The 21951-nt window shown below is 64.6% G+C and carries 22 protein-coding genes and 2 pseudogenes; 14 read left to right on the top strand and 10 right to left on the bottom strand.

The features are described from left to right. Positions 1-38: 38 nt before the first annotated feature. Positions 39-3158, bottom strand: coding sequence for a DEAD/DEAH box helicase (locus tag ACZ9CK_RS03935; protein WP_476050853.1), 3120 nt, complete (start codon positions 3156-3158; stop codon positions 39-41). Between the two features lie 316 nt (positions 3159-3474). On the opposite strand from ACZ9CK_RS03935, the gene ACZ9CK_RS03930 reads away from it, so the two are divergent. Together ACZ9CK_RS03930 and ACZ9CK_RS03925 are read left to right on the top strand one after the other, a co-directional pair. After that, entirely contained in the window at positions 3475-4215 is a 741-nt protein-coding gene (locus ACZ9CK_RS03930; protein WP_476049306.1) for a hypothetical protein, read from the top strand. A gap of 9 nt (positions 4216-4224) precedes the next feature. After that, a complete protein-coding gene (locus tag ACZ9CK_RS03925) occupies positions 4225-4713 on the top strand; it encodes a hypothetical protein (RefSeq protein ID WP_476049305.1) in 489 nt (162 codons plus the stop codon). Positions 4714-5461: 748 nt separating this feature from the next. Here the strand turns inward: ACZ9CK_RS03925 and ACZ9CK_RS03920 are convergent. From ACZ9CK_RS03920 to ACZ9CK_RS03910, 3 genes are all read right to left on the bottom strand, one after another. Further along, complete coding sequence (locus ACZ9CK_RS03920; RefSeq protein ID WP_476049304.1) at positions 5462-6514, bottom strand: restriction endonuclease; 1053 nt, start codon at positions 6512-6514, stop codon at positions 5462-5464. A 232-nt stretch (positions 6515-6746) separates the two neighbouring features. After that, complete coding sequence (locus ACZ9CK_RS03915) at positions 6747-7562, bottom strand: glycoside hydrolase family 25 domain-containing protein (protein ID WP_476049303.1); 816 nt, start codon at positions 7560-7562, stop codon at positions 6747-6749. Positions 7563-7817: 255 nt separating this feature from the next. Then, positions 7818-8129 (bottom strand): hypothetical protein, encoded by a 312-nt coding sequence (locus ACZ9CK_RS03910; RefSeq protein ID WP_476049302.1) that lies wholly within the window; start codon positions 8127-8129, stop codon positions 7818-7820. Positions 8130-8421: 292 nt separating this feature from the next. Here ACZ9CK_RS03910 and sigK point away from each other — a divergent pair, with 292 nt between their 5' ends. Beyond that, the gene (sigK, locus tag ACZ9CK_RS03905; protein ID WP_476050852.1) at positions 8422-9036 is read left to right on the top strand and encodes an ECF RNA polymerase sigma factor SigK; all 615 of its coding nucleotides are present in this window, start codon (positions 8422-8424) and stop codon (positions 9034-9036) included. 1 nt (position 9037) lies between these two features. Next, positions 9038-9205 (top strand): annotated as a pseudogene (locus ACZ9CK_RS03900) (RskA family anti-sigma factor); the annotation flags it as partial. On the opposite strand, the gene ACZ9CK_RS03895 reads toward ACZ9CK_RS03900, so the two are convergent. Next, on the bottom strand, positions 9197-9556 hold the full coding sequence (locus ACZ9CK_RS03895; protein ID WP_476049301.1) for a hypothetical protein: 360 nt from the start codon (positions 9554-9556) through the stop codon (positions 9197-9199). The pseudogene ACZ9CK_RS03900 and the gene ACZ9CK_RS03895 overlap by 9 nt on opposite strands. Before the next feature lie 4 nt (positions 9557-9560). Here ACZ9CK_RS03895 and ACZ9CK_RS03890 point away from each other — a divergent pair, with 4 nt between their 5' ends. Together ACZ9CK_RS03890 and ACZ9CK_RS03885 are read left to right on the top strand one after the other, a co-directional pair. Further along, on the top strand, positions 9561-9893 hold the full coding sequence (locus tag ACZ9CK_RS03890) for an anti-sigma factor domain-containing protein (RefSeq protein ID WP_476049300.1): 333 nt from the start codon (positions 9561-9563) through the stop codon (positions 9891-9893). A gap of 136 nt (positions 9894-10029) precedes the next feature. Further along, positions 10030-10482 carry a DUF4383 domain-containing protein gene (locus ACZ9CK_RS03885; RefSeq protein ID WP_476049299.1) on the top strand — a complete coding sequence of 151 codons (453 nt, stop codon included), beginning with the start codon at positions 10030-10032 and terminating at the stop codon, positions 10480-10482. A 105-nt stretch (positions 10483-10587) separates the two neighbouring features. On the opposite strand, the gene ACZ9CK_RS03880 is transcribed toward ACZ9CK_RS03885, so the two are convergent. Together ACZ9CK_RS03880 and ACZ9CK_RS03875 are read right to left on the bottom strand one after the other, a co-directional pair. After that, a complete protein-coding gene (locus ACZ9CK_RS03880) occupies positions 10588-10980 on the bottom strand; it encodes a GNAT family N-acetyltransferase (protein WP_476049298.1) in 393 nt (130 codons plus the stop codon). Positions 10981-10994: 14 nt separating this feature from the next. Then, entirely contained in the window at positions 10995-11678 is a 684-nt protein-coding gene (locus ACZ9CK_RS03875) for a hypothetical protein (protein WP_476049297.1), read from the bottom strand. A 93-nt stretch (positions 11679-11771) separates the two neighbouring features. Between ACZ9CK_RS03875 and ACZ9CK_RS03870 the strand changes: the two genes are divergently transcribed. Next, entirely contained in the window at positions 11772-12203 is a 432-nt protein-coding gene (locus ACZ9CK_RS03870; protein ID WP_476049296.1) for a VOC family protein, read from the top strand. 50 nt (positions 12204-12253) lie between these two features. Continuing rightward, the gene (locus tag ACZ9CK_RS03865) at positions 12254-12517 is read left to right on the top strand and encodes a hypothetical protein (RefSeq protein WP_476049295.1); all 264 of its coding nucleotides are present in this window, start codon (positions 12254-12256) and stop codon (positions 12515-12517) included. A 224-nt stretch (positions 12518-12741) separates the two neighbouring features. Here the strand turns inward: ACZ9CK_RS03865 and ACZ9CK_RS03860 are convergent, their stop codons facing one another. Then, entirely contained in the window at positions 12742-13467 is a 726-nt protein-coding gene (locus ACZ9CK_RS03860) for a DUF2182 domain-containing protein (RefSeq protein WP_476049294.1), read from the bottom strand. A 100-nt stretch (positions 13468-13567) separates the two neighbouring features. After that, positions 13568-14185 (bottom strand): DUF1326 domain-containing protein, encoded by a 618-nt coding sequence (locus ACZ9CK_RS03855; RefSeq protein ID WP_426302435.1) that lies wholly within the window; start codon positions 14183-14185, stop codon positions 13568-13570. 259 nt (positions 14186-14444) lie between these two features. On the opposite strand from ACZ9CK_RS03855, the pseudogene ACZ9CK_RS03850 reads away from it, so the two are divergent. Further along, positions 14445-15279 (top strand): annotated as a pseudogene (locus ACZ9CK_RS03850) (GntR family transcriptional regulator). A gap of 79 nt (positions 15280-15358) precedes the next feature. Here ACZ9CK_RS03850 and ACZ9CK_RS03845 read toward each other — a convergent pair. Further along, positions 15359-17098, bottom strand: a complete 1740-nt coding sequence (locus tag ACZ9CK_RS03845; protein WP_476049293.1) for a PucR family transcriptional regulator — start codon at positions 17096-17098, stop codon at positions 15359-15361. Between the two features lie 103 nt (positions 17099-17201). Here ACZ9CK_RS03845 and ACZ9CK_RS03840 point away from each other — a divergent pair, with 103 nt between their 5' ends. From ACZ9CK_RS03840 to ACZ9CK_RS03820, 5 genes are read left to right on the top strand one after another with little or no spacing between them, the layout of a single operon-like run. Beyond that, complete coding sequence (locus ACZ9CK_RS03840) at positions 17202-18071, top strand: hypothetical protein (protein WP_476049292.1); 870 nt, start codon at positions 17202-17204, stop codon at positions 18069-18071. Positions 18072-18103: 32 nt separating this feature from the next. Further along, positions 18104-19057, top strand: a complete 954-nt coding sequence (locus tag ACZ9CK_RS03835) for an ABC transporter substrate-binding protein (RefSeq protein ID WP_476049291.1) — start codon at positions 18104-18106, stop codon at positions 19055-19057. Then, the gene (locus ACZ9CK_RS03830) at positions 19054-19983 is read left to right on the top strand and encodes an amino acid ABC transporter permease (RefSeq protein ID WP_476049290.1); all 930 of its coding nucleotides are present in this window, start codon (positions 19054-19056) and stop codon (positions 19981-19983) included. The genes ACZ9CK_RS03835 and ACZ9CK_RS03830 overlap by 4 nt, the downstream gene beginning before the upstream one ends. Next, positions 19980-20744, top strand: coding sequence for an amino acid ABC transporter ATP-binding protein (locus tag ACZ9CK_RS03825; protein WP_476049289.1), 765 nt, complete (start codon positions 19980-19982; stop codon positions 20742-20744). Before ACZ9CK_RS03830 ends, ACZ9CK_RS03825 begins: the two co-directional genes overlap by 4 nt. 41 nt (positions 20745-20785) lie before the next feature. Further along, positions 20786-21898 (top strand): mandelate racemase/muconate lactonizing enzyme family protein, encoded by a 1113-nt coding sequence (locus ACZ9CK_RS03820; RefSeq protein ID WP_426302428.1) that lies wholly within the window; start codon positions 20786-20788, stop codon positions 21896-21898. The last annotated feature ends 53 nt before the right edge of the window (positions 21899-21951 follow it).

Below are 21951 nucleotides of genomic sequence, written 5' to 3'. Positions count from 1 at the left end.
TTCCGATCACTGCTCTATCCGCGCCAAGAATAGCGCGACTATTGGGCCACAGCGGCCGCCGTCGCGTACACATCCGCCGGCATCGGCCGGTGCAGCTTCCAGGTGATCGAAATTGGTTTCTCACCTGAATGCTGGACGTAATCAACCTGACCAAGACAGGTGTATGGGACCGTTAGTCCAGTTTCGTCGTCTGCCGTGTCCCGTGTGAACAGTACGATTTGCGAGCCGTGGCTAGACCTATCTAAATAGCGTTTCCCGACAGGGCTGCTTGGGGACGTGCTGTTCTGGGATTCCCAGTGGAACAGGTCAGGGCTTATTGCGTAATCGCGATACATCGTGGTGGCCGAGTGCTTCTTGTCGTCCTTGTTGAGGGTGACGAAGAACGCATCTGTCGACGTTTCCGGGCACCAAGCCACACCCTCACGGTGTTGCACGTTCTTGCGCAGGTCCAGGGAACCGTACCCAAGCGCCGCAAGGATTTCCTCACGTCGGTACGTCGCGTGCGAGAGCAGCGGGATGTGCTGCAGACCGGCCCCGAGCCCCTTGGCCGCGTGCCTGGACGACGCGGCGCCCAAGCTGACCAACTGCTGAATCTCGCTGCACACAAACTGGTAGCCGCGCAGGTGGTCCAGTCCGGCGTCGTAGGTCCCAAAGCCGCCCGCATCGTCCCAAAGTGTGTAGAAGAGCATGCGGGCAAAGGTCTGATCCCGGGACCCGAGTTCCGCGTAGCGGGGCGCATCCGCGGCGACAAGCATCGCGTATGCTTCCGCACGTTCGGGATCGTCCACATGGATCAGCGCGGCCATGCGACCGAGGAGCTTCTTCTCCGCGGAATCGGACAACTTGAAGTGCTGGTCCTTCAACACCACCTCGAACGGCGAGAATCCTTCGATGAGATTCGCCTGGCGTAGGTAACCGGTCCAGGAATCCCTGGTGGACCGGTAGATGGACTTCAACTCGTTGCCGGATGCATGAAGGTACGCTTCGAGGTCGGTCTCACCGTGGGACGCGATGTCCCGGACCAGCTGCTTCTTCGTGAATTTCAGCTGATCCTGGATGTTGTCCAGGACGACTTTCTGGGCAACCCGGTCGAGCACGATCTGCGATCCCGACGGAAGGAACGGGAATTCCTCCTCCACTGCCTTTTCCAGTTGCTTCCGGCCATAGCCAGTGAGCGCGCGATACCTCAGGTCAAAGCGGAATTCACGGCGCTGCTGGCCGATAAAGTCGAGGACCGTCAACACTGCCTTGTCGTCCGCACGGCGGAGGCCGCGTCCAAGTTGCTGCAGAAAGACGGTCGAGCTCTGTGTGGGCCGCAGCATCAGGATGGTGTCCACCTGAGGCAGGTCCAGACCTTCGTTGAAAAGGTCCACTGCGAAAATGCAGTTGATCGCGCGCTCACGGAGCCGTTGGAGCGCGAGTGCTCGTTCGGCGTCGTCGGTTGTCCCGTCCACGGCGACCGAAGCGATTCCCGCCTGATTGAAGACGGCCGCCATGTAATGCGCGTGCTGAACCGACACACAGAAGCCGATGGCGCGCATGTCCTCGGTGCTGGTGACTTTGTCCCGCAGCTCGCGGATCACTTTCGCGGCGCGGGCATCGTTTCCCGTGTAGAGGTGGTCCAGCTGCGCGGTGTCGTAGTTGCCTCGCTTCCATTCGACCTGGCTGAGGTCGACGTCGTCGGACACGCCGAAGTAGTGGAACGGCACCAGAAGGTCGGCGTCCAGGGCGTCCCAGAGACGGAGCTCGCTTGCCGTGCGTCCCTCGAAGAACTGCTGGGCGACGTCGACGCCGTCCCCGCGTTCCGGCGTCGCGGTCAGCCCCAGCAGCTGCTGCGGCTTCAGGTGATCCATCAGGGCCTGGTACGTCGGGGCCATGGCGTGGTGGAACTCGTCAATGACCACGACGTCGAAGAAGTCCGGTTCCAGCTCGTGAACGCCGAGCGAGTTGAGGGACTGGACGGATGCGAAGATGTGCTTCCACTCGGACGGCTTGTGGGTGCCGACGTAGAGTTCGCCGAAAGCACCGTCCTGCATGACGTCCCGGTACGTGCGCATCGACTGTTTAAGGATCTCCTGCCGGTGAGCGACGAAGAGCAACTTGAGATCCCGTCCTGCGGCCTCATACAGGCGTTTGTAGTCCAATGCGGCGATGATGGTCTTGCCGGTGCCTGTTGCCGCGACCAGAAGATTTCTGTTGAAGCCCTTGGACCGCTCTGCCTCAAGGTCTTCGAGCATTTCCTCCTGGTGCAGGAAGGGCTGTACCTCGAGTCCGGTTCCCGCGTCCGGTGCTGCCGTGCGTTTGCCACCATTCCGTTCCAGGGCCGCGTCCAGTTTGTCGCCGTCGCGTTCGGGGTCGTAGCTCTGGAATGCTCGCTGTTCCCAGTAGCTATCGAAAGTGACCTCGAACTTCTTCAACAGCGCCGGTGTGGAGACGGAGCTCAGACGGACGTTCCATTCCAAACCGTCCAGCAGGGCCGCCTGGCTCAGGTTTGAGCTGCCGACGTAGGCCGTGTCGAATCCCGAGTGACGCCGGAACAGCCAGGCCTTCGCATGAAGGCGGGTGGCCTGGGTTTCATAATTGATCTTCACTTCGGCGCCATATCGGTTGACAAGTTCGTCGATGGCGCGCCGCTCGGTGGCACCCATGTACGTGGTGGTAATGACCCGCAGCTTCACCCCGCGGTCGGTCAGCTGTTCAAGGGCCGGCTGGAGGAGCCTGAGGCCCGTCCAGCGAACGAACGCGCAGAGGAGATCCACAGTGTTGGCCGACTCGATTTCGGCCCGAAGTTCTGCGGCGAGGTTAGGGTCGTCCTTGCTGTTGGTGAGAAGGGCCGAGTCACTCAGCCTCGTGGTGGGGCGGCGAAGCTGGCGCCTTTTCAGTGCGTCGGGACGGTGGAGGGAGAGGAGTTGGATTGGGCCGTCGGCGACCCGGTCCTCGTGGCTGAGTGCCCCGAGGAGGCGGTTGGCGAGGGCTACGCGCTCGCCAGGTTTGGCCGCAGCCAACGCGTCGCGGACGACGTCGGCAACGTGCCCTGAGAGGATGTCCGGGGCGTCTTCTTCCGCAACTTCCAGGAAGCCAGGTTGAAGGTCTGGCGCGGCCCTCAGTTGGCTCTCCAACGAGTCGGTCTTCAACGACTCGTACAGACCTTCCGGCAGCTGCTCCGCCACCGTTCCCCCGTCAAATGTGTTCACTGCGCCAGGGTACTCGGTGCGTATGACAAGAACGAGCCAATCCTTGCCTCTGTTTCTCGCCTGGCTCTGGCAAAACCGCACAAACAAACTCTGAAGCGCTGCAACTTGAACGCGAGAAGCCCAGGGCCCTCCCCAAATCACTGGGTAATGGCAGCTGGATGCCCCTTCCGAACTCCCATGCGCTTCCATCATGGTGCATTTTGGCGTACTTTCTTCTTCACGGCCGAACTAGGCCCAGAAGCGCTGGGGATTCTTCACTTCTGAAGCAGAGGAAAGTCCCATGCCAAGAACCCCTTCACCGCGGGTTTCGCGCCCTAAGTACCGCGTTTTTTCCGTTTTCCTACTCGTCTTCTCTCTACTCGGCGCCACTAACCAGGCGGCCGTGGCGGAGACTGGTGACACCAGAATTCCGAGTGACGTCTCGGCATACATCGACGAACCCGGGTATACGTTCGTAAAGACGAGTGTCCTTATTTACGGCCATCTTGTTATTCCCGCTACAGGACCAAAACCCACAGGAACGATCACTCTCAAGGACCAATATTCCGGCTCGAAGGCCTCGATCTACGGTCTGTCTGACCCAGATTTCGGGGCTTCCTTCATGACTCCCAATCACGTCGGTCCCAGCGCCTACATCCTGTCGTACTCCGGTGATGCGAACTATCAGCCTTCCAGCCGAACGCTTCAATACGAGGTGCTGGCAGGACCGTGGACGGCCACCAAGCTCAGCAGCACCACAACGGGGAGTCTTCGCGTTGATGACAGTGTAGACATCACAGCCAGGGTGTCCGGTACCAACGGGTCTGTCGCCGGTCACACTTGGGGTTACATCTACCTGTACGACAACGGAGAACTCGTTTCCACAGGAAGTTTTGGGGACATCCCTGAGGTTCTGTTCACCGTGACACTAATGTACTCAGGCACGCACCGATTCACCGCAGCGTTCGAGCCTGCGATTCCCCTGCCCTACGCAGGTTCCACATCCAAGGCACTTTCACTTCGGGTGTCGTCTTCAAAGTAGGTGCGTTTCATGGACCTCTGGAACCTCATGGAAACCTTCCTGGGTTCATTCTTCGGCGCTGGATTTGCCTTCCTAGCAGCACACATAACGCGAAGGAGAGATGAAGCATCAAAGGAGAAGGCTGTCCTCAACGGGCTTCTGGTGGACTTAAGCCTCAAACGCTCGCTAGTGATTAACGAGCCCAAACTTGTCGATCCCAAAGAGTATGTCCACGACATCGAGCGCTGTAGTCAATCTGTTCTCGACTGCCGGCGCCTTATTCGCGAAACGCGCGTCAACCTGCGCCCTCGATCTGCGGCTTTTAGGGCTCTGGAAATCATGGCTGGAGCGTGCAATGCGTACCTGCAGGAGTCAAGGATTAATCCTAAGAACTACCAGTCCCTTTTGGGCGATCTCCAATCCAAACTGGATGTTCAGGCGAAAGAACTAGACGCCATGAAGGGCGTCGACTACAGACGTCCCGGCGGCGTAGCTTACGGCAGGGATCCGCAAGACTGACGCCTTCGGTGTATGCAACTATCCACTATGACCAACGGCAGGACTTCCGCATTTCCAGGAGGCCTGCCTCCTCTCCGGCCCGCGTTCACAGAGTCACCGTCCTCGCACCAAGAGACTCGCAGTTCCGGTTCAAATACTGCCAGTTTCGTAATTCCGTCATACCCAACATTGACGGGAGGCACCACCATGCACGCTCGTGCAGGCAAAGGAGAAGCTACGGGCTGTCCTGGGTCGGCATGTATCGCGGCGCCGAGAGCCCGTCGAGGCGGAAATCCGACGCGGCATGCAGACGGGTGAAATCGATCCCCGCGTGGACGTGGAGGCCATGATCGACCTCATCACGGCATGTATCATTGCCGGGCTAGGGTGCGGGAGCGGGCTTCAGAGGATCCAGCGCGCCGCGCGGGAGCGGGTGCCGTCCGGCGGGTGAGGGGCCGCGCGGAGGGACTAACTGCCTACTTTCGTGCCTCGGCCCAGCCTAAGGCCGTCAGTCCCGCGGCTGGGCCGCTCAATGAGGCCTTCTTGAAACATGAGGCTGCTGGATTTTCTGGCGCTTGTAACCCATTTCTTGACGCCTCTGGAGTGCTCCTCCAGGTCAATTTCATTGAGTAAGTGACCGTACCGCTCTTGCAACCGCCTGAGGCATTCCTCGGCAGTCAGTGTACCGTCGGCTTGTTCCGCCAACAGGGTCAAGATCCTCCTGCGGTGGACACGTTCCTGGGTTCTCAACATCTCCGGGCCAATCATGTCAGCCGGCTTCATCGGCAAGCGTCCAAATCTGTTTCAGCGGTAGTTCCTGCCTTACGCGCGCAGGAAATTCCGCATAGTGATTTTGGACCTGGCTCACCAATTCGTCCGCGTCCCAGACGCGAATGGCGAACCTTTGCGAGTCCACCAGCTTTCGGGCGGCCCTGGTAAGTCCGCCCCAAGCTACGAGAAGGCCCTGGTCAGCCTTGTGGATGGACAACGACCCGTGCAACTGAGATACCGTCGGAGCATCTACTGGGCTGGCCTGGCTCTTCACCTGAACGATGACGCGCGGGCTATCCAAACCCAAGAGCCCCTTCCCGGCTACGAGATCGATGCCGTCATCAGTTCCTTGCCCATGTTCTGTACACACAAAGTCATCGGCCTTAAGGATTTCGGCAACCAATGCTTCCATCTTGTGTCCCGCAAAAGTTTCGATGAGACGGCTTGCTATTGAGTCCGCTGCATAACGTGAAATATCCACGGGCACGATATCTTGCTCTGTTTCATCGACCAAGAGGCTGCCGCCCTTGGACGGAACCTCCTGCATCTCCAGCCGGGCCCCTGGGTCCTTGCCAGTCGTCATGGCAGTGCGCAGCCGGAACTCGGCGTCGTTCCGTTCGATCCGACAGACCGTTGAAAAGGCGCCGAGGGAGTAAAGCAGATCCTGATTGATCCGGGAACGGGCAATGTCAGGGGCGTTCCACCGGACGCGGCGGATGTGCCGACGTTCTGGATCCGGTTCGCTGGAGTCGTACTCGTAGGGTCCTTCGATGATTCCAATGGCGACTGCTGCCGAGCGCTTCAACGGCATGACCACGAGATCTCCGAGCTCCATGCGACCTCGCAGAGCCCAAAGTTGGGCGGCGAAGTTCCGGACGGCTCCAAGCTTCTGGCTGGGAATTCCGGCTTCAACTTTCGAGAAGACCTTTTCCCTGGTGTCTGAATCTTGAAGCGAGTCCACGTCGCCGTACCCAGCGCCGGTGACCGACTTACTGAGAGCCCATTGTTCCCGCTCCCCCGTGCTTCCTGCCCGAACCAGCCATGCAGTCATATATTCACGTACCTTTCGAAGCCCGTCATGCTCTTACTAACACCGCAGCCTGCCACCACACTCAGCGCCATTGTGCCAACATCACAAGCTTTCGTGCATGAAGAAAGGCCTTCCGAGTCGCAGCCAATAGCAAACGTCTTCCAAGTGAGGGGAAGCACCTTCGGATGCCGCTGACCACGCCAAACTACATCCTGCGCTCCCCGGCCAGCGCACTCCGAAGGAACCGGACAAATCACGGGCACGAGTAGTCGTAGTCGAGCCCAGCCGACACGTACTGGGTCACCGAAACCCGGCTTCCGGGTGTCAAGCCGGGCAGGGAACAATTCGACTTCGCTCCGCGCAAGGTCTTGGCACCGGCGAGCCAACTCGGCAGCCCGGTGAGGGAGCTGCCGGACGGCACGGTCCCGGCGATGGTTCCCCACTGGTAGCCGGTCGAATAGATTCCCACGCCGGCGCCGGCAACACCAGAGGTGATGCTCTTGAAGTAGGCGACCATACCTTCGAGGTCGGCCCTGTTCAGTGCCGTGTTGGCCTGCCAGCTGTTGCCGGTTTCCACGTCCAGCCACCAGAAATAGCTCCCGGGGTTGCTGACGCCGCGGATCGTGGCGTCGTCATAGGCCTTCGCATAGCCGTACATGTAGGAGCAGGCGGCATCGACCCCGCCGCCGCACGTCCCGTAGGGATTGGCGACCTGCTTGCCGGCGTAGCTGTTCGACGTCGGCCACCACGTCCCGGCGTGCCCGGGGTTGGCCGTGTTCACATACAAGGCCACTTTGGGCTGCGCTGTTCCCCCGGTGGAGCCCGCGGCCCACGCCAGTTGCTCAGCCAGGCAGGGATTGGTGTTGTTGGCCAAGCCGCCGGTCACTCCCACGATCGCGAAGGCCTGCTCGGTGGGAAGGGTCTTGCCGCACTGCGGCCAGGAAACGTCGTTGCCCACCGGCTCCGGACTCCGCGGTGGCGGAGCCGCCGTCGCAGGAACCATCCCAGCCGTCAACAAGCCAAGAAGAGCCAGGAACGTGCACGCCATCTTCATCCCGAAACCAGCCATGACCCATCGTAGTCCTCGCGGAACGCACCCCACCTTCGTTCCGCCAACATTCCAAACCACGGTTCTGCCCGGCAGCACCGCGAGGGCTGGCAACCCGCTCTGACTGCTGCTGGCCTTTGCCCTTAGGGGGCACCGCCTCTAGGCACCCCGGCTTCAAGACCGGAGTCTCCAACAACCGCTAACAGTGCCCAGCCGCCGTCGTGCGCCGGACCAGCCGGCGCACGACGGCGGCGCTCCCCCGCGATCAGCCCGCGCCTAACGCCCTGCGCTCGACGCCGCCGCGATCATGAAGAACAGGACCATGACGATTCCCAGCGCGGAGCAGATTGTGTCCACCCAGCCAAGGACCTTGCCCAGGGTTGCCGAGTGATGCAAGGCCTCGGCCTTCCGCGCATTGGAAATGGCCAAGGGGCCGAAGACAATTCCCAGGAAGAAGAATCCGATGACGCCGAAGATGATCGACTTTTCCTTGAACTTGGTTCCCTGAAAGTGCTCCAGTGAATTGTTCTGCTGCACATTCGCGTAATTCGGGTACTGGTAGGACTGACTGTAGTTTGGCTGGGACATTCTGAGACCTTTCGACGACGGTGTCGGTTGCGATTTTCGGGAGACTCCCGCGCCGCATTCTCGGTCCGCTGTGCATCCCCCGAAACGAAGATACGCAGTCATTCCCGTCCACGGTGCAAATTGGGCTAATCCTGCGGAAATCCTGCCCCGACGCCGTGTTCCGGGACGCACGCAGGGACTGGACACGACCCGTCCAAAACTCCCACGGCGCCGAATGCCTTGTGTCAACGGGCGGAACAGGGAGGCGGGATCAGTGACAACGCTGCAGCTGCGCGGCCTATGCTGGACCGTGATGGACACTCCCCATGTTCCCGAAACGGCGGACGAGCCTGCCGCCGTCGCGGCGACCACCGGGCTGGAGCTGAACGCACAGCTGGCCGGGCTCCTCGGACAGATCGCCGACGGCGACCGGGAGGCCTTCGCAGACTTCTACCGCCTCACCTCGCGCCGGGTCTTCGGCATGGCGCGGCGGGTCCTGGTGGACTTGGAGCTCAGCGAGGACGCCACCCAGGAAGTCTTCCTGCAGGTCTGGCAGAACGCCGGGAATTTTAACGCCGCGACCGGAAGCCCGCTGGCCTGGCTGATGACCATCGCGCACCGCCGTGCCGTGGACAAGGTCCGCTCGGCGCAGGCTTCCACGGACCGTGAGGCCAGATTCGGTGCCGCCAGCCAGGAGATCGAGCACGACTCGGTGTCCGATGAGGTGGGCGGCCGCATGGAGGCCGAGGCCGTGGTGCGGTGCCTCAAGACGCTGACCGAGACCCAACAGGAATCGGTCCGGCTGGCGTACTACGGCGGCCTGAGCTACCGGGAAGTCGCCGAGCGCTTGAATTCCGCGTTACCGACCATCAAATCCCGGATCCGGGACGGATTGATCCGGCTGAAGACCTGTTTGGAGGTGAGTTGAGATGAACAGCATGGACGCGAATGACGGCGGCCCCCGCTCCCGCGGTTTCGCCGCCGATATTGCCACCGACCTGAAGGCCGGCCGAGCCGTCGAGCTGGCGGAGATCTACGCCCTGGACGCCGTCAGCAATGACGAACGGGACGCCATCGACGCCTACATCTCAACTGCCCCGCAGGCCGAACGCGACGCCTTCAACGAACGGGTCCGCCAGGCCCGCGAAACCCTCGCATTGGCTTTCATGGCCGAGGAAGAGCCGCCCGCCGGGCTGCTCGAACGGACGCTGGCGCAGCTGCCATCCGAGCTGCCGCAGCTGCCGGAAGCAACGCCCGGGGAACCTGCAGGGGAAGCTGCCGGACCGGCGTCGGGCGATGAACTGGCTGCCGCGAGGCTGCGGCGTGAAGAACGACGTCGGCCTTCCGCCGTCCGCAGGTGGCTGATCGGTGCGGCCGCCGCGGCGGCTTTGGCGCTGGGCGGGGTGGGCATCGGCAGCTATGTGGCGAGCCAGAACGACCCGGGTCAACCAGGTGCTGGAGGCACAGGATGTCCGCGAAGCGTCCACGAACGTGACCGGTGGCGGCACCGTGCTGCTGGCGATTTCGGCGTCGAAGGACGCGTTGGTGGTGCGGATGAAGGACGTGCCTCCTCCGCCCGCGGGCAAGGTCTACCAGATGTGGCTGATCCCCAGAAATGGGTCGGCGCCCGTCTCGCAAGGACTCATGGATGCCGAAGCGCTGTCCAAGCCGGCCGTGGTGAGCGGGATCGGTCCCGCCTCCATGCTGGGGATCACCGTGGAACCTGCTGGCGGATCGGCAGTGCCCACGCTGCCCACTGTCGCTTCTGCCCGGCTGGATTCCTAAAGCCGGATTCCTGATTTTTTCCTGAACCACCCATCCGACCTGCGATATGCGCCGAATAACAGGCGTAACCCCTCGGGACGGCGGGAGCGACGAGCCGCTGATCCAAGGAACACCATCGCATTCAGGAGAAATCATCATGGCAACTCACCCGCTTACCCGCACAGCAGGCCGCACCATTGTCCAGAAGGCATCCTTGGCCGTGGGCGCCGTGTTCCTGCTGGTCGGCGTGCTTGGTTTTGTTCCCGGCATCACCTCCGACATCGGTGAAATGGGCTTCGCCGGACACCACTCCGAGGCCATGCTGCTGGGCCTGTTCCAGGTCTCGGCCCTGCACAACATCGTTCACCTGCTCTTCGGCGCGGCCGGGCTGTTCCTCGCCCGCAGCGCCAGCGGTTCCAAGGCGTTCCTGCTTTACGGCGGAATCATCTACCTGGTGCTGTTCATCTACGGTCTGGTGGTCCCGCAGGATTCGGCCGGCAACTTCGTGCCGCTGAACAGCTTCGACAACATCCTGCACCTGCTCCTCGGCGTGGGCATGGTGGCGCTTTCCGTGATCCTCACCAGGGGCCGCAACAGCGTCCGCGCATAGGCTGCAACTTTCCCGCCTTCCCCGCTGAAGCCCGGGGAAACACGTCAGGGCTCCCGGAATTCCGGGAGCCCTGACGTGTTTTTGGCTCTTACGTCGCAGCTGAAGCTATGCCTTGACGCGCTGCGCGAGCGCGTCCTCGAGGAAGGCGAGGTGGGCAGGGGTCGGCCTGGTCACGTGGGCCTCGTACTCGGTGTGCTTGAGGAGGAACTTCTTGATGAACGGGCACACCGGAACGATCCGCAGGCCCTCGGCGATCGTCTGGTCCAGCGCTTCGGTGGCAAGCTTCCCGGCCAGGCCCTGCCCGCCGTACTCCTCGTTGATGACCGTGTGGTAGAAAATCCGCTGCCGGGCGGGGCCGTCAGAGGAGGCCTCCGAGCCGGAGCCGGCGTCAGCGCCACCGTCGTACTCCTTGTACGCGGCCTTGCCGATCACGCGGCCGGCGTCCAGCAGTTCGAAGCGCTCGCGCTCGGCGTTGTGGTGGATGAGCAAATTGTCCATCCCCCGAATGTACGTCATGCAGAGGGTCCGGCCGGGTCCTTCCGGGCGTCGAGCATGCCGGCGATTTTCTCTTCGAGCGCCGCGATAGCCGTTTCCGGCAGGACAATCAGTCCGTCCAGCTCTTTGCGGGCGCGCCTGTACGCCGTCTGCCGTTCAGCGGGCGTGGCGGCACTGTCTTCGGCAATCCGCAGGAGCTTCCTGGCGGTCGCCAGCCGTTGCCGTTCGGGGCCTGTGAAGTTGCCGTCCTTGATGCGCCGGGCTTCGCGTTCGGCGACGTCGAACGCCAGCTCGAAGCCATGCACGGCGGCGCGGTACTCAGCCAGCCGGGCCGCCGTCGTGATGTCCGCCGGGTCAGCCGGCTGCAAGGCGTCGGCGTCCTTCTTGGCCCGCAGGTACGCGACGGTGAGGGGTTCGCGGACATCCGTCATCAGGGGGAACTCGATGAGCTTGCCGATGTCGAGCTCGTAGTCGAGCCATTTGTGGTTCACCGAATCGTGCGCCGCGATCAGCGCGGCCACCTCGGCCTGATTGGCCTGCTCCGCCGCGGCCGCCTGGTTCTTCAGCTTGTACAGCTCCACCTTGCGCCGGTGCCGCCGTTCACTCGCCTTGGACCACTGGCGCGCCCACCCGCCGGCCATTCCTCCGATGGGGAAAACGAGCCACCAGTAGTTGCCCACGAAGTCGAAAAAGGGTTCCACCCGTTCATCCTCCCATCGCGCTGGTGCGCCTCCAAGGACGCTTGGATTGTGCCCGCGGCCTGGTGTGTCCGGCCCCTCCGTTACGATCCCCCCATGGACCAGAAACTGCATTTCATCACCTTCGCCACCGGGGACCTGGACCGTGCCCACGGGTTCTACAAGGACGGGCTCGGCTGGGACCCGTTGCTGGATGTCCCCGGGGAAATCATCTTCTTCCAGGTGGCGCCCGGCCTGGTGCTGGGCCTGTTCGATTCCGTCAAGTTCAACCAGGACCTGGGCAAGGCGGGGGAACCCGCCGGCATCAGGGGAGTGACCCTTTCGCACAACGTAGGCAGCGCGGCTGAAGTGTCCAGCACCATCGCGAGGCTGGAAGCGGCGGGGGCGACGGTGCTGAAGCCGGCACAGGCGGGAGCCTTCGGCGGGATCTTCCACGGCCATGTCAAAGACCCCAACGGCATCATCTGGGAGATCGCGCACAACCCCGGCTGGGGCATCGGCGAGGACGGCAAGGTGGCGCTCGGGTAACGTCGTGACGCACAACACAGCGCCGGCGTCCTCCGGAGCTACCATGGACCATGTGGCTGACCGTTGCCGGTGCCCGCCTTACCGGGCTGGTGCTGGGCGATATTGCCGCCAGGTACGTGCCCACCCGCGCCGGCCAGATCCTGCTCATCATCCTCGCCTCTGCGGGCGCGGCGGCGACCATCGCGCGGCGTCCTCGACGCGACTGGCTGATCCTCGCCATCCCGTTCAATCCGAAAGAGCTTCCCCATGTCTGCAACGTCGCCAGTCCTGCGAGTTTCCAGTGCCGGAACGGAGCCCGTCATCCTCAGTGTTGAGGGCGGCGAAACGGTGACCATCCGAATCGAAGTCGAAAGCAACTGCACCTGCCAGGCGGAGCTGGCACCCCGCGCCGGGGCCTACACAGACAGCGAGCTGAGTCTCGCTTAGCCTGCGTTTCCACGTACTTCCGAAGACCTGGCTGGAGACCGCGAGAAGCTCACCACGCCGGGCTCGCTGCTGTACGGCTAGGGAGTTCCGTACGGCTTGGTGACGCCGGCAGTCAGGAGGCCATTCCCGGCACCAGGGCAACACCAAGCGCGATCAGCACCAGGGCGACGGCGACGGCGCGGTTGGCGAAGCGCTTCCACGGAAACATCTTCTCGAGGGCGATGAACGCGCCCACCACGGCCATCCAGCCAAGGCTCATGACGCCGAGCGCGAACAGGGCGATCATCAGCGCCCAGCAGCAGCTGACGCACCACGTGCCGTGTTCGACTCCCAGGCGCAGCGCACCGACGTACCCGTACCGCACCCGGCGCAGGATGAAGTCCATGGGGGTCCGGCATTTCATCAGGGCGACGTTCTTCGCCGGTGTGAACTGATAGGCGGCCGCCGCGAGGATCACCGCGGCCGCCACATAGCGGCCTCCCGGTTCCGACGTGAGCGCGCCGGGAATGATTGCCGCAACCACGGCGTAAAGCGCGTAGGCCGCCAGGCCGAACGCCGTCCACGCAAGGAGGTAGCCGGCCACGAACACAGCGGTGGAACCCCGCGGAGCATAGCGTCCGGAGCCGCGGCGGTGGCGCTGGATCCTGTCATAGGCAACGACCATCGGCGCCACGGACGGAAACATCATCGCGGCCAGCATCACCACCCATGTGGTGAGGAAAAAGCCCAGCGGACCGGGGTCCGTCCAACGCCCCATGTCCATGCCGTTCATCTGCACGGCCGAGAAGATCCAGCTCGCCCCGGCGAGCGCGAGCAGGAACGCCACAAGGATTGCCACGCGAGGATCGACAGAGCGCGGATCGACCCGGAAAACCGGGGCGCCCGCCATGCGCGCCCCGGTTCCCCGAACTCCTTTCCTGTTCACCGGAGGCCGGCCGTCACGCCCGGCCCCTGGCGGCACCTTCGGGCATCTCGCTGGCGAAGCTGAACTCAGCGCTCTCGCCATAGACGCCGTCGAAATCGAGACCGAACAGGGTCGACTTGGTCGGCGCCCGTCCGATCATGAACTCGGGTGCGAAGCCATACATCGCGTTCTTGACCGTTGTGACGCCGCCGTCGGGTCCGGGCAGTGGCTCGAAGGTGTAACTCACGCTCCCTTCCACCGAAGCGGACGGTGTGGCGCTGTCAGAGAAACTGATACTTGCGCGCTGCACACCCAGCCACTCCCCGTACAGCGCCGCGAAGTCCGCAAACGGGCCTCCCTCGTCGCCGTGCAGGATGCGCTCAAGGGCCGCTGCCTGACCATCGGCAGCCCCTTGATCAACTACCACCCCGATCTTCCAGCCACCGGCCGTGAGGTTCGTGGGGAACCAGTTCGCAAAAGCGAAATCGACTCCCGAAAGATCGGTGTCGTCGAGTTTGCCGCCCTCAATATGGAACACGGCAACGCCTCGACATTCCTTGTCCGGGCCGGTTGGCTCGCCGTCAACCGGGCACGGGCAGACCAATGAACAACTGCAGCTTGCAACATACTTTCCGGACATTTCCCAAGACATTTAGGACTCTCCTCGCTGGCACTATTGCCCAGCGGAGCGCCCCCAGACGCAGCGCCGAAAACACTGAAGAAACGGGCCAACCACGCCCGTTAAGGCAGAGGTTAGGCCTGCCCCAAGACGGAGTCAATATGCCGCGGCAGGCCAATCGAAGACGCCATTTTGGAGGTACCCGGCGGCCTTCATCGCCGGCTCCATACGCCGGATTTGATTTGTCATACAACCCCGATACAGTGGCGATACCCCACCCAAGCGAGGCCCCGTGACCGACACCGCCGTCCAGTTCCTGTCCCGACCCCTCACCGCCCAACAAGGCCAGCCCCTGCGCGTTGCCGCGTACTCCCGCATCGCCGAAGCCATCCGCACCAAGCTGCTCCCCCCGGGCTCGTTGCTGCCTACGGAAACCGAACTCGGCGTCATGATGGACGTCAGCCGTACGGTCATCCGCGAAGCCCTCATGCTGCTCGAGGAAGACGGCCTCACCCGGGCGCGCCGCGGCGTCGGACGCTTCGTGGCGGACTCCCTCCCCCGCATCGGCATCGAAAAGATCCGCCCCTTCGACCAGCTCCTCGGCGGCTCCGAGATGGACGTCCAGGTTAAACGCACCCTGGCCGATTTCCAGCCGGCCTCCGAGTTCGTCGCCCCGGGCATCGGCGTCGAGCCCAACGAGGACTGCTGGCTGTGGGAAAGCGTGCTCATCCGCAACGGCGAGGCGATCGGACACCTGCAGGAAAACGTGCCTGCGGGAACCGGCCGGGAGCCCGGTTCTGCGCCCGCTCCTGCGTCCGGCGGGAAGACAGCCGACGACGGCGACTGGCTGGCCGCCGCGGCCGACCCCGCCGGGCGCACCAGCCTGGCTCCGAAGACCCCTCCTTGAGATCCTCGCCGAGCGGCCTGGGATGACGCTTGGGCCGGGCGAATGCCAGATCAGCCTCAGCACCGCGGGCCCGAGCCGCGCCAAGCTGCTGGACCTGCGCCCCTCGGACCCGGTGCTGGTCCTCACCCAGTACGTGCGCCGGAGCGGCAGGCCCTTCTACCTGGCCAAGTGCCTGGTGGCGGCCAAGGCCGGGCATTTGTCGGTCATGCAGTCTTCGTAGCGCGGGTCATGGTGTCGATTCTGCTGGATCACCCCGCAGCACCACCGAGCGCAGCCGCGTCATTCCGGGCCTGGCAGGTTTATCCAGCCGGGTGATCCAGCAGAATGTGCGCGGGCCCGGCCCCACCGAGCTCCTGCACCGCCAGGCTCAGCCAGAGCACCAGCATGTCGTCCGGCTGGGCGGGGTCGATGCCGAAGATTTCCTCCATCCGCCGCAGCCGGTACCGGAGGGTGTTCTGGTGCAGCGACAAGGCGTGCGCTGTCTTGGCCGAATCGCAGGAGAGGGCCAGGTAGGTCCGCAGGGTCTTCGCGTACTCGGTGCCGGAGCGGGCATCGTGCTCCAGCATCGCGGCCGCGGCCGGGGACATCAGCCGCGGCTTGCTCCGGAACAGCGCCGCTACCTCCAGCAGGGTGAGCCGGCTGCGCATCTCCTCCGCACTGGCGTACGCCATCCCAGCAGAGCCGGCCCCGCCAGCGCCAGCCCCACCGGAGCCGGCCCCGCCAGCGCCAGCCCCACCGGAGCCGGCCCCAGCCAACCCAACCCCACCGCCGCCGTCGGCCAGCATCAAAAGCACCAGGTCGGCGTCGTACTTTGAACGGCTGATCTCGTCCACCGCGGCAACCGGCGTCCCCAGCGCGACCCGCAGCTCCAGCCGCAACGACGCCGCGGCCCGTTCGATCAGCCGCCGGGCCAGGGTCCCGATCTGCGGCAACGCGGACGGGCCGGCCTCCGTAAACAGTGCGTAGATGGTGGTGCCGAGCATGACACACTGGGTCCCCTGCCGGTACGCCTCGCATTGCGTGCTCACCAGGTCCAGCACCCGCGCCAACGCGATCTCCTCCGAGCCCGGCACCACCTCCGTTTGGAAGGCGACGACGGCGAACGGGCCCTTGCGTCCGAGCGCCAACTGTTCCGCCACGAGCTGGGAGTCGCTGTCGCTTTCCAGGAGCCGGCGCAGCAGTTCGGCCCGTTGCTGGCGGGCGAGGTCGTAGCTGCTGCGGGCGCGGAGCATGTGCAACGCGGCGATGTCGGCGGCGCTCTCCAGGGCGCGCCTGGCCTCGGCATCGAAGGTACCGTCCGCGTCCACCACCCAGATCGACCCGAGCGGCTGCGTCCCGGCACGCACGGCGATGGCCAGCCGGTCCATGGCGGCATCTCCCACGCCCTTGACGTGCACGGCGCCCTCGGACCGGAACACCGCGGCGTACTGTCCGGCGTTCTCCGGAAGGTAGGGCACCTGCCGGCCGAGGATGCCGCTGCGGCGGTCCTCGTCGATGGGCTGGTCCGGCAGGGTGGAGTAGGCCAGGATCTGTTCCTGCAGGTTCTCGATGGTGGTGGCGCCGCCCACCATCGCTGCGATCGCGTTGGCCAGCGCGAACAAGTCCCCGACGCCGAGCGGCACCAGCGAGCTGTTGGCCTCCGCGAGCGTCCCCACGGCGGATTCGAGCAGCCCGTCCAACTGCCGCCACGACACCCCGTCCTCCACCACGAGCAACGCGATGCCGTTCCGGTCCGCTGCGGCGGCCAGCTCGTCAAGGCCGTCCTCCGACGACGCCTTGACCACGACCGCCGCGAAACCCGCAGCGGCCGCTTCCTGCACGACGGCGGCAGTCCGCGGATCTGCAGGCTGCAGTCCGATGCCCAGCAGGATGCCGCCCGGAAGGGACTCGAGCTCGGCCGTGGGGTCGTAGAGGCTCGGGCTCAGCAGCGCGAGTACCGGCGTCGGGCCGTGCGTGCGGACCCCCAGTCCCGAGCCCTCCAGCACCTTGAGGAGTTCCTGCAGCGGGATCTGGTGTGAAGCGGACGGAATTGAAGCCATGCCCAGCAAACTAGCCGCCCTTGTGGCGAACAACAAGCCCGGAGCACAAGCTTGGTGCCACACGCTAAAGCCAGCGGCACGGGCGCCTCGCCATAGTGGAGGAATGTCACTCACTGTTGAAGCACACCCCGCAGCACGCCACGCCCGGGCAGCGGCCACCGTGGCCGCCGAACGGGCCGGCGTCACAGTCGTCGAGGAGTCGGACCGCGAGAAGCTCCGGGACATCGAAGGCCTGCTCGTCAGCATCTGGGGGACGTCCCCGCACGGCGCCCCGGTCCCCTTCGACATCCTGCGCGCAATCTCGCATGCCGGCTGCAACATCTCCGCCGCCTACCTGCCGGACGGCACCCTCTGCGGGGCCGCCGTCGCGATCGTCACTCCGGGCGACGCGGCCACCTACTCGTTCATCGCGGGCGTGGCCCCGGGCATCGCGGACAAAGGCGTCGGCTTCGCCCTCAAGCAGCACCAGCGCGCCTGGTCCCTGGCCCGCGGCATCGAAACCATGACCTGGACTTTCGATCCCCTCGTCAGCCGCAACGCCCGCTTCAACCTCAGCAAACTCGGCGCCCACGTCCGCCGCTACGAGCGGAACTTCTACGGCCTGATGGACGACGAGATCAACGCCAACGACGAAAGCGACCGCCTCGTTGCCGTGTGGCCGCTTTCTTCCGAGGTGAGCATCGCCTGCGGCGAAGGCACGCCCCGCGACGTCGAACTCCCGGCTGTGGAAGGCACCACCGTCCTGAAGTACGGGCCCGACGGCGAGCCCCAGCTTCTCGAGTCAGCCGGCGGTAATGCCGGCGGCACCCTCTGGTGCCGCGCACCCCGGGACATCGTGGCCCTGCGTGCCGCCAACCCGGAGCAGGCCGCACTGTGGCGCAGCACCATGCGCGAGTCCTTCGAGACAGCCTTCGCCGCCGGCTACCAGGCCGACGGCGTCACCCGCGCCGGCTGGTACCGCCTCACCCGTTAAGTCGAGCCCCCAACAACCTCCAGGAGTCCCCCATGAACGCCTCCACAAAGAAGCCCTCCCTGCGCCACCTGCTCTGCGCGGCCGCCCTCCCGCTGGTGCTCGGCTTGAGCGCCTGCGGCGGCGTCGCCACCCCCGCCGAAACGGCCAAGTCCGTCTCGGCAGCCGACGCCGATCCCGCCGCCGTGGCTGCACTCCCGGCGCGCTTCAAGCAGGCCGGCGTCATCAAGGTGGCCTCGGACATCCCGTACCCGCCGCTGGAAATGTTCGACGAAAACCAGAACCTCACAGGCCTGGACGTGGACCTCGCCGCGGCCCTCGGCGCCAAGCTCGGCGTGAAGCTGGAACTGCAGAAGCAGGCGTTCGACAGCATCATCCCGTCCCTGCAGTCGGGCAAGAACGACATCATCATGTCCGGCATGAACGACACCCCGGAGCGCCAGAAGACCCTGGACTTCGTGGACTACCTGCACGCCGGATTCTCCATCCTGGTCCGCGAAGGCAACCCGGAGAACATCACCACGGCGCTTGACCTGTGCGGCAAGACCGTGGCGGTCCAGAAGGCCACCGTGCAGGGCGACATCCTGCGCAGCTACGAGCAGAAGTGCAAGGACAAGGGCTCTGACCCGATCAACGTCACCGAGCTCCCCCTGGAGACCGACGTACAGACGGCGGTCCGCGCCGGAAAGGCGAGCGCCGACGTCGTCGATTCCGCCCCGGCAGCCTACGCCGCGAAGACCGCCGGCGACGGGAAGGTCTTCGACATCGTGCGCGACCCCGCCAACCCGGCCGGCTACAACCCCGTATACACGGGAATCGGCGTGCTGAAGAAGGATGCCGGGCTCAGCAAGGCGCTGCTTTTGGCCATGGAAGCGATCGTCAAGGACGGCACGTACGAGGACATCCTGAAGAAGTACGAACTCTCCGACTACTCGGTGAAGACGGCCGGGATGAACTTGGGATCCGACGCCGGCAAAGACGTCAAGTGAGCAGCCCCGCGGTGACGGAACGGGGTGCTGTGGACACCGATGTGACCGGGGACGACGACGTCGTCGCGGTCCCTTTGCGCCACCCCTGGCGCTGGGTGGTGGCCGCCTTGCTGGTGCTCGCCCTGGCAGGCCTTGTCGCCTCGCTGTGGACGAACCCGAACATCGAGCACTCCACGATCGCCACGTACCTGTTCAACCCGAAGATCATCAACGGCGTGGGGCTGAGCCTACTGGTCACCGTGGTGGCGATGCTCATCTCCACCGTGCTGGGCGTGCTGCTGGCCGTGATGCGGCTGTCGAAGAACCCGGTGATGAACGCCTTCGCCTGGCTGTACGTGTGGGTATTCCGCGGGACGCCGCTGCTGATCCAGATCGTGTTCTGGGGCTATCTGGGCCTGCTGTATTCGCAGATCAGCCTCGGCGTGCCGTTCACGGACTTCACCATCTTCTCCGTGGACACCAACACCCTGGTGCCCGCCTTCGTGGCCGGCCTGCTGGCGTTGACCCTGAACCAGGCCGCGTACTCCGCGGAAATCATCCGCAGCGGCATGCTCTCGGTGGACCCCGGCCAGCATGAGGCTGCCGCGTCACTGGGGATGTCGCCGTCGTACACGCTGTTCAAGGTGGTGCTGCCGCAGGCGATGCGCGTCATCATCCCGCCCATGGGCAACGAGACCATCTCCATGCTCAAGCAGACCTCGCTGCTGTCCGTGATCGCAGTGCTGGAGCTGTACACGGTGGCCACGCAGATCTCTTCGCAGAACCTGCGCCAGGTGGAACTGCTGCTGGTGGTCAGCGCCTGGTACCTCTTCCTCACCTCGGTGCTCTCCGTGCCGCAGTACTACCTGGAGCGGCACTACGGCCGGGGCACCGCCGCGCAGGCGCCCAGCCTGCTTGAGCGCATCATTCAAAGGAGAAAACGATGACTGAAACCCTGGTGCGGGCCAGCAACGTCCGCAAGAGCTACGGGCACGTGGAGGTCCTCAAGGGCGTCTCGCTCACCGTCAACCCGGGCGAAGTGATGTGCCTGCTCGGCCCGTCCGGCTCGGGCAAATCGACGTTCCTGCGCTGCATCAACCACCTGGAACGGATCGACGGCGGCCGGATCGAGGTGGGCGGAGACCTGGTGGGCTACGCCCGGCGGCACGGGAAGATCTTCGAAATGAACCCGCGCGAAGTGTCCCGGCAGCGCCGCGGCATCGGCATGGTGTTCCAGCGCTTCAACCTCTTCCCGCACATGACCGCCCTGGAGAACATCATGGCGGCACCGGTGGGCGTGAAGAAGGTGGAGCGCGCCGCCGCGAGGACCCGAGCCTACGAACTGCTCGAACGCGTCGGACTGTCCCACGTGGCGGGCCATTACCCCGCGCAGCTCTCCGGCGGACAGCAGCAGCGCGTGGCGATCGCCCGGGCCCTGGCCATGGACCCGGAGCTGCTGCTCTTCGACGAACCCACCTCGGCCCTGGACCCCGAGCTCGTGGGCGATGTGCTGGACGTGATGCGCCAGCTCGCCGCCGACGGCATGACCATGATCGTGGTGACCCACGAAATCGGCTTCGCCCGCAGCGTGGCGGACACCGTGGTGTTCATGGACGGCGGCGTGGTGGTCGAGGCAGGCACCCCCGCCGAGGTCATCGGCAACCCGCAGAACCCGCGCACCGTCGCATTCCTGAACTCCGTGATGTAAAAGCCGGCACCATGAAAGGCCTGCTACATGAAAGGCACCGAATGAAGATCACCAAAGCGACCATCACCCGCATCGACGTTCCGCTCAAGGAACCCTTCGTGGTTGCCTATGACACGTACGCAACCATGCCGAGCATCGTGCTCGCCCTCGAGACCGACGACGGCCTGGTGGGCTACGGGGAAAGCGTCCCGGACGCGCACGTCACGGGCGAGACCCCGGGAGGAGCAGTCGAGGCGATGCGCACCGAGCTGCTGCCCGCCGTCGTCGGGCTCGATCCCTTCGACATCACGGCGGTCCACCAGCGCATGGACGCCGCGATGAAGAACAACGGCTCAGCGAAGGCGGCCGTGGATATCGCGTGCTGGGACCTGGCGGGCAAGGCGTCCGGGCGGCCGGTGTACAGCCTGCTGGGCGGGCGGAAACCGGAGAACCCCACCATCGCGCGGGTCATGAGCATCCTCGCCCCCGAGGTCCTCGCCGATCAGGCGGTCCAGGCCCGCGAGGAAGGTTTCCGGCACCTGAAGATGAAGCTGGGCGGCAAGGACGGGCTCGACGTCGAACGCGTCCGGGCCGTGCGTGCGGCGATCGGGCACGATCTGGCGATCCGGGTGGACGCGAACCAGGGCTGGGGCGATCCGGCGACGGCGATCGCCATGATCCGGGAGCTGGAACCGTTCGGGATCGACTGGGTGGAGCAGCCCATCCGGGCCGACGACGTGGACGGCTTCGAGCTGATCCGGTCCCAGGTGGGCGTGCGGCTCATGGCGGATGAGGCCGTAGTGTCGCAGGGCGACCTGGCACGTTTCGTGAAGGCCCGCAGCGTGGACATGGTGAACCTGAAGCTGCAGAAGAGCGGCGGCATCCGGGCCTGCCACCGCTTGGCGACGCAGGCAGAGCTGGCCGGTTTCTCGGTGCAGGTGGGGTCCATGCTGGAGACCAGCATTGCCTCCGCCGCCGGATACCACTTGGCGCTCGCACACCCGGCGATCGTCTCCACCGAGCTTTCCGGGCCGGTGAAGTTCTCCCGCGAGCCGGGCAACCTGGAGTTCCGGATCCCCGAGGTCCTGGTTTCGGACCGGCCGGGGCTCGGCGTGGACGTGGACCTCGACGTGCTGGAGGAACTCACGGTGGCGCGCTTCGAGGTGGGGGCGTAGGGTTCGCCTCAAGGCACATTTGGTATACCATCTTGCCTAGGCCTTCGGCTTCC

Source organism: Arthrobacter sp. TE26545 (assembly GCF_056279005.1).
Note: the sequence above shows the minus strand (reverse complement) of the source record. Positions and strands in the feature narration are given on the sequence as shown.

Coding starts and splice junctions, on each gene's coding strand:
- ACZ9CK_RS03885 (WP_476049299.1), top strand. CDS start 10,030: ATGGCAACTCACCCGCTTACCCGCACAGCAGGCCGCACCATTGTCCAG.
- ACZ9CK_RS03865 (WP_476049295.1), top strand. CDS start 12,254: ATGTGGCTGACCGTTGCCGGTGCCCGCCTTACCGGGCTGGTGCTGGGC.
- ACZ9CK_RS03920 (WP_476049304.1), bottom strand. CDS start 6,514: ATGACTGCATGGCTGGTTCGGGCAGGAAGCACGGGGGAGCGGGAACAA.
- ACZ9CK_RS03820 (WP_426302428.1), top strand. CDS start 20,786: ATGAAGATCACCAAAGCGACCATCACCCGCATCGACGTTCCGCTCAAG.
- ACZ9CK_RS03880 (WP_476049298.1), bottom strand. CDS start 10,980: ATGGACAATTTGCTCATCCACCACAACGCCGAGCGCGAGCGCTTCGAA.
- ACZ9CK_RS03925 (WP_476049305.1), top strand. CDS start 4,225: ATGGACCTCTGGAACCTCATGGAAACCTTCCTGGGTTCATTCTTCGGC.
- ACZ9CK_RS03845 (WP_476049293.1), bottom strand. CDS start 17,098: ATGGCTTCAATTCCGTCCGCTTCACACCAGATCCCGCTGCAGGAACTC.
- ACZ9CK_RS03855 (WP_426302435.1), bottom strand. CDS start 14,185: ATGTCTTGGGAAATGTCCGGAAAGTATGTTGCAAGCTGCAGTTGTTCA.
- ACZ9CK_RS03910 (WP_476049302.1), bottom strand. CDS start 8,129: ATGTCCCAGCCAAACTACAGTCAGTCCTACCAGTACCCGAATTACGCG.
- ACZ9CK_RS03835 (WP_476049291.1), top strand. CDS start 18,104: ATGAACGCCTCCACAAAGAAGCCCTCCCTGCGCCACCTGCTCTGCGCG.
- ACZ9CK_RS03930 (WP_476049306.1), top strand. CDS start 3,475: ATGCCAAGAACCCCTTCACCGCGGGTTTCGCGCCCTAAGTACCGCGTT.
- ACZ9CK_RS03825 (WP_476049289.1), top strand. CDS start 19,980: ATGACTGAAACCCTGGTGCGGGCCAGCAACGTCCGCAAGAGCTACGGG.
- ACZ9CK_RS03915 (WP_476049303.1), bottom strand. CDS start 7,562: ATGGCTGGTTTCGGGATGAAGATGGCGTGCACGTTCCTGGCTCTTCTT.
- sigK (WP_476050852.1), top strand. CDS start 8,422: ATGGACACTCCCCATGTTCCCGAAACGGCGGACGAGCCTGCCGCCGTC.
- ACZ9CK_RS03870 (WP_476049296.1), top strand. CDS start 11,772: ATGGACCAGAAACTGCATTTCATCACCTTCGCCACCGGGGACCTGGAC.
- ACZ9CK_RS03840 (WP_476049292.1), top strand. CDS start 17,202: ATGTCACTCACTGTTGAAGCACACCCCGCAGCACGCCACGCCCGGGCA.